Origin of the sequence: Pseudomonas sp. NFPP12, from assembly GCF_900103205.1 — a bacterium.
GTDB classification, from domain to species: Bacteria; Pseudomonadota; Gammaproteobacteria; order Pseudomonadales; family Pseudomonadaceae; genus Aquipseudomonas; species Aquipseudomonas protegens.
The window spans coordinates 1-14,956 of sequence record NZ_FMWW01000015.1 but is presented as its reverse complement, the minus strand read 5'-3'; the positions used below and the strand labels follow the sequence as shown (position 1 = coordinate 14,956).

Here is a 14,956-nt window from a genome sequence, read left to right as displayed (position 1 = left end):
CGGTGCATCTGTTCGTAGGTGAATTCCGGCGACCACAGGCTGTCATCACGGATCAGCACGCTGGCGCCGTAGATCAGCGGGTGCATCCAGCCTTCATGGGAGCCGTCGAAGGCGAAGGACATGAAGTGCAACTCGCAATCCGCCGGGCTCATTTCATAACGTTCGCCGGTGGCCAGGCTGTGCATGGCCAGCGGGCCGTGGGACACCGCCACGCCCTTGGGCAAGCCGGTGGAACCGGAGGTGTAGATCACATAGGCGAGGTTTTCCTCGGCCAGATCCACCTGCGGACTGGTCACAGGGTAAGCCGCAAAATCGGCCGCGCCTTCGACGCTGAGGGTCGGCAGCCCCTCAGGAATCGGCAAGCGATCCAGCAGATGGTTCTGGGTCAGCAGCAGCCACGCGCCGCTGTCCTGCATCATGTAGCGCAGACGGTCCTGGGGGTATTCGATATCCAGCGGCACATAAACCCCACCGGCCTTGAGCACGGCAAGGAAGGCCACCATGATTTCCGCGCAACGCGGCATGGCGATGGCCACCCGCACTTCCGGGCCAACGCCCAGTTCGATCAACTTGTGCGCCAGCTGGTTGGCTTGAGTATCCAGCTCGCGATAGCTCAGGCGCTGCTCGGCGAAGAACACCGCCGGGGCATCCGGAGCCTTGGCCGCCTGATCGGCAAACAGCTGGTGAACAAAACGCTCGGTCGGGTAGACCACATCGGTGTGGTCCCAATCCTGGCGGATACGGTGCTGCTCGTCCTGCGTCAGTAATGGCAACTCACCCAGGCCGGTTTGCGCATGCTCCATCAGGCTCAGCAACAGGCCCTGCAAATGCCCGCCCAACTGCACCATCGAAGGTTCGGAGAAGGATTCACGGGCATAGATGAACTCGAACGACAGGCTCGCCCCCAGGTTGACCGCGACCGTCAGGGGGTAGTTGGTCTGCTCGTGGTTACCCACAGCGCCAAAGCGCAGTTGCGCCGGAGCACCTTTTTCCAGGGCTTCGGACACCGGGTAGTTCTCGAACACCAGGATGTTGTCGAACAGCGCATCCCCGCCCAGCCCGGCCCAGCGCTGCACTTCGTACAGTGGCGTGTACTCATAGTCGCGCAGCGCCAGGTTGCGGTTCTGCACTGCCTGCAACCACTGGCTCACGGTCATGTCCGGGCGTGGCGTGGCCACCACCGGCAAGGTGTTGATGAACAAGCCCACCTGCTGCTCTATGCCCTTGAGCTCCGCGGGGCGCCCCGCCACCGTGGCGCCGAACACCACGCTTTCCTGCCCGGTGCAACGTTGCAGCAACAGCAGCCACGCCGCCTGCACCAGGGTATTGACCGTGACCTTCTGCTGCCGGGCAAATTCGCCAAGCCGTGCCGTCTGTGCCAGGTCCAGCTCGCGATGATGCTTGCCGTGGCCGGTGCCGGCCGCAATGTCCGCGACCCGGGACAGCGCCTGGGTCAGGCGGGTCGGTTCATCCAGCGTCTGCAGTTGTTCTTTCCAGAAGCTTTCACAGGCCTGGGCATCCTGGCGTTGCAGCCAGGCGATGTAGTCCCGGTAGCGGCCCGGAGCGTGGCTGGGCAACTGACCGGCATAACGTTGCAGCACTTCGCCGAGCAACTGCGAGTTGCTCCAGCCGTCCATCAGGATGTGATGGTTGGTGTAGATCAGGTGGTAGCGCTGCTCGTCGATACGCACCAGGGTCAGGCGCAACAACGGCACGGCATCCAGCTCGAAGCCACGCTGGCGCTCGGCGGTGGCCAGGGTATCCAGGGCTTCCTGCTGCTGCGGCTGGCCGCGCCAGTCATGTTCGGTGCAGTCCAGGGCAATGTGCTTGTGCACCACTTGCAGCGGCGTCGACACCTCGCCCTGCCAGATGAAGCCGGTGCGCAGGATGTCATGCCGATCGATGGCCGCCTGCCAGGCCTGCTGGAAGCGCAGCGGATCAAGGCCGTCCACGTCTACCCGCAGTTGATTGATGTAGTCGCCCGTCGCCTGCTCGTAGAGGGTATGAAACAGCATGCCCTGCTGCATCGGCGACAGGGGGTAGAGGTCCTCGACCGAGGCCATCGCCACCGGCAGGCGATCCAGTTGCTGCTGGTTCAGGCCCGCCAGTGGGAAGTCCGACGGGGTCGCGCCCGCCAGCTCTGGTGTGCAGCAATGCGCCACCAGCGCCTTGAGCTCCTCGGCATAGTCGTCGGCCAGCCGCTGCACGGTGGCGGTATCGAACATCTGCTGGCTGAAGGTCCAGTTCAGGCTCAACTCGCCGCCATAGACCTGGCCATCCAGGCTCAGCCAGTTGCTCAGCGGGGCCAGTGGGCTCTGGTCGTCGCCCTTGGCTTCACCGCTGGGTTTGAACAGGGAATCCTGCTCGTCGAAACTGCCGTCGAACTGGCCCAGGTAGTTGAAGGTGATACGCGGCACGGCCAAGGCTGCCAGGGCCTGCTGCGCCTGAGCATCCCCCAGGTAACGCAGGGCGCCAAAGCCGATGCCCTTGTTCGGCACCGCCCGCAGTTGTTCCTTGATGAACTTGATCGAGTCGGCCAGGGATGCCTGGGGCGTGAGCTTCACCGGGAACATGCTGGTGAACCAGCCCACGGTGCGGGTCAGGTCGATGCTGTCGAACAGGTCTTCGCGGCCGTGGCCTTCCAGTTGCACCAGGGCACTGGCTTCGCCGGTCCAGCGGGTGATGACCCGGGCCAGGGCGGTGAGCAGCAAATCATTGATCTGGGTGCGGTAGGCCGCCGGGGCATCCTGCAGCAGGCGCTGGGTATGGGCCTTGTCCAGACGTGAACTGAGGCTGCTGGCGTGCTGGTTCTGCAACTCGGTCACCGGGCGGTCCAGCGGCAGGTTCGACTCGACGCCCTGCAACTGGGCCTGCCAGTACTTGAGTTCTTCCTGCAGCGCCGCACCTTGGGCATAGGCCTGCATCTGCTCGGCCCAGGCCTGGGTCGAGCTGGTCTTGGCCGGCAACGCCAGGGTCTGGCCGGCGCTGAGTTGAGTGTGGGCCCGTTGCAGATCCTCCAGCAGGATCCGCCAGGACACCCCGTCCACCACCAGGTGGTGAATCACCAGCAACAGGCGCTGGCTGCCGTCCTCCAGGCTGAACAGCACGGCCCGCAGCAGCGGCCCGTCCTGCAGGTTCAGGCTGCGCTGCGCCTCGATCGCCGACTGTTCCATGGCCTGGGCGCCATCCACTGCGACCTGCCAGAGCAGCTCCGGCCGCTGGCCTGCATCGGCAAAACGCGCCGACCAGCCATCCGCCTCCTGGCTGAACTGCAAGCGCAAGGCGTCATGCTGCACCCACAGGGCCTGCAAGGCGTTCTCTACCACCTCGGCGCGCAGCGGCTGGGCCGGCTTGAGCAGCACTGACTGGTTCCAGTGATGGCGTTCGCTCATGGGCAGCTCGAAGAACCACTGCTGCACCGGCAGCAGCGCAGTTGCGCCACGCACCGGGCCCTGGTCGATCTGCACCCCGCCCTCGCCCTGCTCGGCCACTGCCGCCAGCCCCTGTACCGTCTGGTACTGGAACAGATCCCGCGGGGTGAAGCGGATACCGGCCTGCCGCGCGCGGCTGACTACCTGGATCGAGATGATCGAATCACCGCCCAGTTCGAAGAAGTTGTCGGTGGCACCGACCTGCTCAAGCTTCAGCACATCGGCCCAGATCGCCGCGATCTGCTGCTCCAGTTCGCTCTGCGGCGCCACGTAGACCTGCTGCATCTGCTGGGCGTCGACCTTGGGCAGGGCCTTGCGATCGAGCTTGCCGTTGGGGGTCAGCGGCAACGCTTCGAGGAACAGCAGGTAGGCCGGCACCATGTAGTCCGGCACGTGTTCCTTGAGTGCCGTCTTGAGGCTTTCGCGCAGGGCGGCCTGGGCTTCCCCTGCCACCGCCATAGCGGCGTCGCTCGGCACGATATAGGCCACCAGTTGCTGGCCGTTTTCGCCGTCATGGGCCAGGACGAAGGCTTCACGCACCGCCGCCTGCTGCACCAGCCGCGCTTCGATTTCCCCCAGCTCGATACGGAAACCGCGGATTTTCACCTGATGGTCGATGCGGCCGATGTACTCGATCACCCCATCGGCGCGATAGCGGGTCAGGTCGCCGGTGCGGTACAACCGGCCACCGTCGCTGGAGAACGGGTTGGGCACGAATTTCTCGGCGGTCAGCCCTGGGCGCGCCAGGTAGCCTCGGGTCACCCCGGCGCCGGCCAGGTACAGCTCGCCGGCACTGCCCACCGGCACCGGTTGCAGGTCCGGGCTGAGGATGTAGCTCTGGGTATTGCTGATGGCCCGGCCGATATTGGCCTGCCCTCCCGCCTCGCGCCGGGTGTAGGTCGAGTAGGTGGTGTCTTCCGAAGGGCCATACAGGTCGTAGACATGCACCAGCCCGGGCTGCTGGTAGAGGCTATCCACCAGGGCCTGTTTCAGCGGCTCACCCGCCAGGTTGATGATCCGTACGCTGGGCGGAATCTGCCCGCTGCGGTGCAGCGCGGCAATCGCCGAAGGCACGGTATTGATCAGGCGCACCCGGTCGCGGTCCGCCAGCTCCGGCAGTTCCAGGGCGTTGCGGGCCAGGACGATGGAACCGCCACTGGACAGGGTGACAAACAGCTCCCACACCGACAGGTCGAAGCAGATCGAGGTGGAAGCCAGCACCCCTTGCAGGTCGTCAGTGCTGTACACCCGGTTCGACCAGTCGATCAGCGCCAGCACGTTGCGATGGGCAATCGCCACGCCCTTGGGCAGGCCGGTGGAACCGGAGGTGTAGATCACATAGGCCAGATTGTCCGGGGTCGCGCGTGGCGCCGGGTCGTCTGTCGGGTAGCCATCCAGCCAGCCTGGCTGGGCATCCAGTTGCAGGGTCTGCAGGGATTCCACGGACGGCAGCAGCGACAGCAAGGCGCTTTCGGTCAGCAGGATCTGCGCCTGACTGTCGCGCAGCATGTGGGCCAGACGGTCCTGGGGATAATCCGGGTCCAGGGGCACATAGGCGCCACCGGCCTTGAGCACCGCCAGCAGCGCCACGACCATTTCCGGGGTGCGCTGCAAGGCCACGCCCACCCGTACTTCAGGCCCCACGCCCAGCTCGATCAGCTTGTGTGCCAGGCGGTTGGCCCGGGCATTGAGTTCCCGGTAGCTCAGGCGCTGGCCGGCGAATAGCAGGGCTTGGGCGTCGGGGGTTTTCTGTGCTTGTGCTTGCACCCACTGGTGTACGGAGTGCTCGCTGGGGAACTCGCCGGTGGCCGGGGTCCACTCGTGCAGCAACCGGTTCTGCTCGGCAGCGCCCAGCAGCGGCAAATCCCCCAGGCGCTGCCCGGGTTGCAGGACAATGCCCTGCAGCAACTGCACCCAGGACTGGGCCAGACGCTCGATGGTGGACGCCTCGAACAGGTCGGTGGCGTAGGTCAGGGAGGCCCAGAGGCCATCCTCGGATTCGAAGGTATCCAGGGTCAGGTCAAACTGGGTCGTGCTGTCCTCGCCATTGAGCATCTGCACCTGCAACCCTGGAACCTCCAGGGTTGCAGCGTCCTGGCGGGCGGCCGCCTGGTGGTTGAACATCACCTGGAACAGCGGGCTGTAGCTCAGGCTGCGCTCCGGCTTGAGGGCTTCCACCAGTTGTTCGAAGGGCAGGTCCTGATGTTCCTGAGCCTGCAGCGCGGCTCTTTTGACCTGACTTAGAAAGTCGCTGAAGCTCAGTTGCCCGTCGACTTCAGCCTTGAGCACCTGGGTATTGACGAAGAAGCCGATCAGGCGCTCGGTCTCCACCCGGTTGCGGTTGGCGGTGGGCACCCCTACGCGGATGTCCGCCTGACCGCTGTAGCGGTGCAGCAGCACCTGGAACGAGGCCAGCAACAGCATGAACAGCGTGACCCCTTCACGCTGGGCCAGCTGTTTCAGGGCCCCCGGCAAGGCGCCATCCAGGCTGATGCCATGGCGCGCGCCCTTGTGGCTTTGCTGCAACGGCCGCGGATGGTCCAGGGGCAAATCCAGAACCTGAGCGCCGCCTTCCAGTTGCTGCAACCAGTAATCCAGTTGCCGCTCGCGCTCACCGGCTTCCATCCACTGGCGTTGCCAGGCCGCGTAGTCCGCGTACTGCACCGCCAGCGCCGGCAACTCGGCCTCCTGCCCCTGGCTATGGGCGCCATAGAGCCGGATCAGTTCCTCCACCATCAACTGCATCGACCAGCCATCGGAAACGATGTGGTGCTGGACCAGCACCAGCACATGCTCGTCCTCCGCCAGGCGCACCAGGGTGGCCCGCAGCAACGGCCCCTGGCACAGGTCGAACGGCTGACGTACCTGGGTGTCGATAACCTGCTTGATCAAGTCATCGGTGTTGCCGGCCTCCACCAGCAGGGACAAGTCCTGCTGGCTGATGGGCAAGCGGGCCTGGGCCGCGATCACCTGGGTCAGGCCCCGGGCGCTCTCGACAAAGTGCGTGCGCAAGCTTTCATGGCGGGCGATCAAGGCATCGAAACTGCTTTGCAGGGCCCGGCTATCCAGCGAGCCGCGCAGGCGCAGGGCCATGGGGATGTGATAGGCGCTGCTGTCGGGGTCCAGCTGCCAGAGGAACCACTGGCGTTCCTGGGCATAGGACACCGCCAGCGGCTGCTGCCGGTCCACCAGGGGAATCGGCTGGAGTGGCTGGGCAGTTTCCGGGCCCAGCAGGCGGACGAAATCTACCAGCGACTCGCCTTCGAACAACAGCTTGAGGGGGGCCTCGATGCCCAGCTCCTGGCGGATGCGCGACATCACCTGGGTGGCCAGCAGCGAATGGCCGCCGAGCTCGAAGAAGTTATCGGTCAAGCCGACCTTTTCCAGTTTCAGCACCTGGGCCCAGATCCCGGCCACTTGCTGTTCGCGCTCGCTGCGCGGGGCCACGTGGGCCTGCTGCAACAGGCTGCCGTCGATGGCCGGCAAGGCAGCGCGATTGAGCTTGCCATTGGCGGTCAGGGGCAGCGCCTGGAGGAACAGCACATGGGCCGGAACCATGTAGCCCGGCAGGTGCTCGCGCAGCCCGGCCTTGATGGCGTCGCGCAGGGGCAGTTGCTCGGCAAGCGGGTCCTGGCCGTTCCAGTCCAGGCCGGCGGGCACCACGTAGGCCACCAGTTGCGGGCCGTCGGGACCTTCCGGGGCCAGCACCACCGCCTCACGCACCGCAGGCAATTCCAGCAGCCGCGCTTCGATCTCCCCCAGCTCGATGCGGAAACCGCGGATCTTCACCTGGTGGTCGATACGGCCGATGTAGCCGATCGAACCGTCGGCCTGATAACGCGCCAGATCGCCGGTACGGTAGAGACGCCCACCAGCCTCGCCAAACGGGTCCGGGACAAACCGCGCCGCACTCAAGTCGCCGCGGTTCAGGTAGCCCCAGGCCAGCCCGGCACGCCCGACATAGAGTTCACCGATGCAGCCCTTGGGCACCGGTTGCAGGTTGCTGTCCAGCAAATACCAGGACATGTCGGGGATCAGCTCGCCAATCGGGCTGGCCCCCGCCAGGCTCAGGTCCGCCACGGACAAGGGACGGTAGGTCACGTGCACCGTGGTTTCGGTGATGCCGTACATGTTCACCAACTGCGGGCGCTGATCGCCGAAACGCTGGAACCAGGGTTGCAGGGTATTGACCTCCAGGGCCTCGCCACCGAACACGATGTAGCGCAACCGGTGCGCAGGCTCGGCGCTGCAGGCCACGTGCATCAACTGGCGGAACGCCGACGGCGTCTGGTTGAGCACCGTCACGCCCTCGCTGCAGAGCAGCGGGTAGAAGTCCTGGGCCGAGCGCGCCACCTCCTGGGGCACGATCAGCAACCGCCCGCCATACAACAGGGCACCGAAGATCTCCCACACCGAGAAGTCGAACGCATAGGAGTGGAACAGGCTCCAGACATCCTCGGCGCCGAACTGGAACCACTGCTCGGTGGCTGCGAACAGGCGCAGGACGTTGTGGTGTGGCTGCAAGGTGCCCTTGGGCTTGCCGGTGGAACCGGAGGTGTAGATCACGTAGGCCAGGTCTTCGGGCGTCACCCCGACCTCGGGGTTGTCGACCCGGTAGCCGTCCAGGGGTTGCTCCAGCAACCAGGTACTGCCGGCAAACGCCGGCAAGCCCTGCAGCAGATGCTCCTGGGTCAGCAGCAGGGCGATGGCGCTGTCCTGCATCATGTGCTGCAGGCGGTCCTGGGGATAGGCCGGGTCCAGCGGCACGTAGGCGCCGCCGGCCTTGAGGATCGCCAGCAGGCCGATGACCATCTCCAGGCTGCGCTCCACCGCCAGCCCCACCAGCACATTGGGCCCCACGCCCTGCTCGATGAGCTTGTGCGCCAGGCGATTGGCCCGTTCGTTGAGCTGCTGGTAGTCCAGGCTCTGCCCGGCGAAGGTCAGGGCAATGGCCTGGGGCGCCCTGGCGGCCTGGGCCTCGATGAGCTGATGGACGCAGGCCCGGGAAGGGAATGCCTGCTGCTGCCGGTTCCACTGGTCGAGGATCTGCGCCCGCTCATCAGCCTCGAGCAAGGGCAACAGGCCGATGCGCTGCTGTGGCTGGCTGGCCACGCTTTGCAGCAACTGGCGCCAATGGGCGGCCAGGCGCTCGATGGTGGCGGCGTCGAACACATCGGTGGCATAGACCAGAGACGCGGCGATCCGGCCCTGGGTTTCCACGGTGTCCAGGGTCAGGTCGAACTGCGCCGACTGCCCTTGGGAATCCAGGGCCTCGATGCTCAGGCCAGGCAAGTTCAGGGGTTTGCCTGCGCCCGCCGCTTCCACCTGGTGGTTGAACATCACCTGGAACAGCGGGTTGTGGCTCAGGCTGCGCTCCGGCTGCAAGGCCTCTACCAACTGCTCGAACGGCAGGTCCTGGTGCGCCTGCGCCGCCAGGGCGGTCTGGCGTACCTGCTGCAGCAACTGGCTGAAGGACATCTGCCCGTCGATCTCGGCCTTGAGCACCTGGGTGTTGACGAAGAAGCCGATCAGGCGCTCGGTCTCGACCCGGTTGCGGTTGGCGATGGGTACACCGACGCGGATATCGGCCTGGCCGCTGTAGCGGTGCAGCAGGGTCTGGAACGAGGCCAGCAACAGCATGAACAGGGTCACCCCTTCCCGCTGGGCCAGGCTGCCCAGGGCTTCACTCAAGGGCTGCTCCAGGGTCAGCTCCAGGCGCCCGCCCCGATGGCTCTGCACTGCGGGGCGCGGGCGATCCAGAGGCAGTTCGAGCAAGGGTTGCTCGCCGCCCAGTTGCGCCGTCCAGTAGGCCAGTTGCCGGTCCTTTTCACCGGCCTCCATCCAGTGGCGCTGCCAGAGGGCGTAATCGGCATACTGGATCGGCAGCGCCGGCAACGACGCCGTCTGCCCTTGGCAGAAACCGATATAGAGCGCGATCAGTTCATCCACCATGACCTGCATCGACCAGCCATCGGAGACGATGTGGTGCTGGGTCAGGACCAGCACATGGTCATCCTCGGCCACCTGCAACAGGCCGACCCTGAGCAACGGCCCGGCCAGCAGATCGAACAGCTGCCGGGTCTGGGCCTGGACGAAGTCCTGCACGGCCGTCTGGATCTGCTGCTGGCTCGCCTGCGCCGGTAGTGCCTGGCGTACCAGTTCCAGGCGCGCCTCGGGGGCGATCACCTGCAGCGCCGTGTCGGCCTCCTCGACAAAATGCGTGCGCAGGCTTTCATGCCGGGCGATCAAGCTGTCGAAGCTGCGCTGCAAGGCCTCGACATTCAGTTTCCCGCGCAGGCGCAGGGCCTTGGGAATGTGATAGGCCGTGCTCTCGGGCGCCAGTTGCCAGAGAAACCACTGGCGTTGCTGGGCATAGGACAGCGGCAGGCGCTCCTGGCTCAGGCGCACCTCGGGAATCGGCAGGTTGGCCGGGGAGATGCCCTGTTCGAGCATCTTCTGCAGGTAGACCTTGCGCTTCTCCAGGGGCAGCAGGATGAAGCCTTTGACAATTTTCAGCGCGGTGGTGTTGTCCATTACACAGCCTCCATTTCGTCGAGCAACAGTTCCAGCGCACTCAGGTCGGCGCCTTGCACCTGGCCGGGCGTCTGTTGCAACTGGCTGACGAACAGCCCCAGGGTGGGAAATTCAAACGCCATCTGCACACTGACCTGGCGCCCAAGCTTGAGCTGGACTCGAGAGACCATCGCGGTTACCAACAAGGAATGCCCACCTAGTTCAAAGAAGTTATCGTTCATGCCCACTTGCTCGACCTCCAGCACCTGGGCCCAGATCGCCGCGACCTGCTGTTCCAGTTCGCTCTGTGGGGCGATGTAGGCCTGCTGCAACAGGCTGGCGTCGGCCTTGGGCAGGGCCTTGCGGTCCAGCTTGCCGTTGGGGCTCAGCGGCAGGGCCTCAAGGAACAGCAGGTGCGCCGGCAGCATGTAGTCCGGCAGCACCTCCTTGAGGGCCGCTTTGAGTTGCTCGCGCACCTGTGCCTGCTGTTCCGGGCTCTCTACCGCCACACCCGCGGCCGCCACTACGTAGGCCACCAGCTGTGGACCACCGGCCGCCTCCTGGGCCAGCACCACGGCTTCGCGCACCAGTGGCAGCTCCAGCAGCCGCGCTTCGATCTCGCCCATCTCGATGCGGAAACCGCGGATCTTCACCTGGTGGTCGATGCGCCCGGCGTACTCGATCACGCCCTCGGCGTCATAGCGGGCCAGATCGCCGGAGCGGTACAGGCGACCGCCATCGCTGCTGAACGGATCGGGAATGAAACGCTCGGCAGTCAGGCCTGGGCGGTCGTGGTAACCCCGGGCCAGCAGCTCGCCCCCGATCATCAGCTCGCCGGTGGCGCCGCTGAGGGTCAGGTTGCCGCTGTTGTCCAGCAAGTAGATGGAGCGGCCCGGCAAGCCCTTGCCCAGCGGCATCTGGCTCGGCAAGGCTTGCCCGTCCTGCAGGTAACGGCTGCAGTCATGGGCGGTAACGCTCACCGTGGCCTCGGTGGGCCCGTAGGTGTTGAGCAGGCAGGCGTGTTTCAGGCCGGCCTTCTTCCACGCCGCCACGCCTTCTGCCGGCATGGCTTCGCCCCCCAGGTTGAGCTGGCGCAGGCGGCCAAAGTCGCGGGGTTCGCGGCTGGCGAAGTCCTTGCCCAGCATGAACCAGTAGGCGGTGCTCAGATCGACGATGCTGATGCCCTGCTCGATCAGCTCGCGGTAGAAGGTTTCGCTGTCCCACAGTGCCTTGCCGCGAATCACCACCGAGGCGCCACAAATCAGCGCCGGGTACAGCTGTTCGACAAAGGCGTCGAAGTTGAAGGTGGAGAACTGCAGGCCACGGTCTGCCGCGCTCATGTTGAAGTAGTCCCGGGAAACCTGGGCGTGCTGGGTCAAGGCGCGGTGGCTGATATCCACACCCTTGGGCCGGCCGGTGGAACCGGAGGTGTACATCACATAGGCCAGGTTGTCGGCTTGGGCCCGCGGCGCTGGATTGTTCAGGGAGTAGCCGTCCAGGCCCTGCTGATCCAGGCACAGGTGGGGTACCTCCACCCCGTCGCGCAGGCGTTCCAGCAGCGGCGACTGGGTCAGCAGCAGCTGGATGCCGCTGTCCTGCATCATGTAGTGCAGGCGCTCCTGGGGGTATTCGGGGTCCAGCGGCACATAGGCGCCACCGGCCTTGAGCACCGCCAGCAGGCCGACAATCATGTCCAGCCCGCGCTCCACGGCAATGCCCACCCGCACATCCGGGCCCACGCCCTGCTCGATCAACGCATGGGCCAACTGGTTGGCCCGCTGGTTGAACTGGCCATAGCTCAGTTGCTCACCGGCGCACAGCAGCGCCACGGCATCCGCAGTGCGTGCGGCCTGGGCCTCGATCAACTGCTGGACGCAGAGCGGCGACAGGTCTCGCGCCGGAGTACGGCTGCGTTGCTCCTCGATCAAGCGGCGCTCGGTAGCGCCAGTCAACGCCAACTCGCCGATGCTCGACTGCGGCTGCTCCACCAGCGCCATGAGCACCTGCTCCAGATAGCCCGCCAGTTGCCGGATGTTCGCCTCGGCGAAATGCTCCAGGGCATAGCTGTAGTCGAACGCCAGGGTCTGCCCCAGGTACACCGACAGGGTCAGCGGGTAGTTGGTCTGCTCATGGTTGGCCGCCATGCCGAAGCTCAACTGCGCCGGTGCACCTTGGGCCAGGGCCTCGGACACCGGGTAGTTCTCGAACACCAGGATATTGTCGAACAGCGCCTCGCCCCCCAGGCCCGCCCAGCGCTGCACGTCGTACAGCGGCGTGTGTTCGAAGTCGCGCAGGGCCAGGTTGCGTTCCTGCACCAGTTGCAGCCAGTCACTGACCGGCATGTCCGGGCGCGGCGCAGCCACGACCGGCAGCGTGTTGATGAACAGGCCGATCTGTTGCTCCACGCCCTTGAGCTCCGCCGGGCGCCCGGACACGGTGGCACCGAACACCACGCTGTCCTGCCCGGTGTAGCGTTGCAGCAGCAACAGCCACGCGGCTTGCACCAGGGTGTTGAGCGTGACCTTCTGCTGGCGGGCGAACTCGCTCAAGCGTTGCGTCTGTTGCAGGTCCAGGTGCTGTTGATGGGCGGCGTAGCCCTTGCCGGCCAGGGTCTGGCCACCGCGGCTGATGGCCTGGGCCAGACGGGTTGGCTCATCCAGGACCGCCAGTTGCTGCTTCCAGAAGGTCTCGCTGAGCTGGGCGTCCTGGCGTTGCAGCCAGGCGATGTAGTCGCGGTAGCGCCCGGGCGCATGGCTCGCGAACTGCCCCGCATAGCGTTGCAGCACTTCCCCTAGCAGCCGTGAGTTGCTCCAGCCGTCCATCAGGATGTGGTGGTTGGTGTAGATCAGGTGGTAACGCTGCTCGCCAGTGCGCACCAGGGTCAGGCGCAGCAGGGGCGCGGCCAGCAGGTCGAAACCACGCAGGCGCTCTTCTTCGGCCAAGCCATCCAGGGCGGCCGGCACGGCCTCGTTCGCCCGCCAGTCATGCTCGACAAAGTCCAGGCGGATACGCTTGTGCACCACCTGGATCGGCGCCGGCAGCTCGCCCTGCCAGAGGAAGCCGCTGCGCAGGATGTCATGGCTGTCGATGGCCGCCTGCCAGGCCTGGCGGAAGCGCTCGGGTACGAGCCCGTCCACATCCACCCGCAGTTGGTTGATGTAGTCGCCCGCGCCCTGCTCGTAGAGGGTGTGGAACAGCATGCCCTGTTGCATCGGCGACAGCGGATAAAGGTCCTCGACCTGTGCCAGGGCCAGCGGCAAGCGGTCCAGCTGTTGCTGGCTCAGGCAGGCCAGCGGGAAGTCCGATGGCGTGGCGCCACGGTGCTCGGGCTGGCTGCAATGCTCGATCAGCGCCTTGAGTTCCCGGGCGTAGTCATCCGCCAGGTGCTCGATGGTGGCGGTATCGAACATCGCCTGGCTGAAGGTCCAGCCCAGCTTCAATTGGCCGCCATAGACCTGGCCATTGATGCTCAGCCAGTTGCCCAGCGGAGCCTGGGCGCCTTGATCGGCACCCTTGGCTTCGGCGCTGGGGGCAAACCAGGCATCCGGCTCATCGAAGCTGCCATCGAACTGGCCCAGATAGTTGAAGGTGATGCGTGGCACCGCCAATGCCGCGAGGGTCTGTTGCGCCGCTTCGTCCCCCAGGTAGCGCAGGGCACCAAAGCCGATGCCCTTGTTGGGCACGGCCCGCAGCTGTTCCTTGATGAACTTGATCGAGTCGGCCAGGGCCGGCTGCGGCGTCAGCTTCACCGGGAACACGCTGGTGAACCAGCCCACGGTGCGGCTCAGGTCGATGCTGTCGAACAGCTCTTCTCGGCCGTGGCCTTCCAGCTGCACCAGGGCGCTGCTGTCGCCGGTCCAGCGGGTGATGACCCGGGCCAGGGCGGTGAGCAGCAGATCGTTGATCTGGGTGCGATAGGCCGCCGGCGCATCCTGCAACAGGCGCTGGGTATAGCTTGGGTCCAGCTCGGTGCTGACACTCCTGGCATCCTTGATCACCACCTGATCCGTTGCCCGGTCGCAGGGCAGGCCCGAATCCACGTCCTGCAACTGCGCCTGCCAGTAACCCAGCTCTTGCTGCAGCGCCGCGCTGCGGGCATAGGCTTGCAACTGGCCGGCCCAGGCCTGGGAAGAGCTGGTCTTGGCCGGCAGCTTGATGGTTTGCCCGGCGGCCTGCTGTACCAGGGCCTGATGCAGATCCTCCAGCAGCACCCGCCAGGACACCCCGTCCACCACCAGGTGATGGATGGCCAGCAGCAGGCGCTGGGTGCCATCACGCAACGTGAAGAGCACGGCACGCAACAAAGGCCCCTGTTGCAGATCGAGGCTGCGTTGCGCGGTATCGCACAGGGCTTGCAACGAATCTTCAGTGGCGTCGTCCGCCAGCCACAGCAGCGCATCGGCCTGCATCGCCGCCAACGGTGCCGCAGTCACCTGCCCCAGCGGGGCATAAGTCGCGACCCAGGCTGCGCCTTCTTCGACAAACTTCAGGTGCAGGCCGTCGTGGTGTTCGAGCAAGGCTTGCAAGCTCTGCTGCAGTGCCTCGGCACTCAGAGGCTTCAGCGGCTTGAGCAGCACCGACTGGTTCCAGTGGTGCCGTTCCGGCACCGGGGTGTCGAAGAACCACTGCTGGATCGGCAGCAGCGGCATTTGCCCACGCACCGGGCCCTGGTCGACCTGCAAACCGCCCTCGCCCTGCTCCGCCACCGTGGCCAGCCCCTGCACCGTCTGGTGCTGGAACAGGTCCTTGGGGGTGAAGCGGATACCGGCCTGCCGGGCACGGCTGACCACCTGGATCGAGATGATCGAGTCGCCACCCAGTTCGAAGAAGTTGTCGGTGACGCCCACCTGCTCAAGCTTCAGCACATCGGCCCAGATCGCCGCGATCTGTTGTTCCAGCGGGTTCTGCGGCGCGACGTAGGTCTGCTGCATCAGCTGCGCATCGACTTTCGGCAGCGACTTGCGGTCCAGCTTGCCGTTCGGCGTCAGCGGCAGCGCTTCGAGGAACAGCAG

2 protein-coding genes are annotated in these 14,956 nt (G+C 65.6%); both read right to left on the bottom strand.

The window, feature by feature from the left end; all coding sequences use genetic code 11:
* A partial coding sequence (locus BLS75_RS32780; protein ID WP_092215022.1) for a non-ribosomal peptide synthetase occupies positions 1 to 9,965 on the bottom strand: 9,965 nt, incomplete at its 3' end.
* Positions 9,965 to 14,956: non-ribosomal peptide synthetase (locus BLS75_RS31740; RefSeq protein ID WP_143031453.1), on the bottom strand; the 4,992-nt coding region annotated here is incomplete at its 5' end. The genes BLS75_RS31740 and BLS75_RS32780, both read right to left, overlap by 1 nt.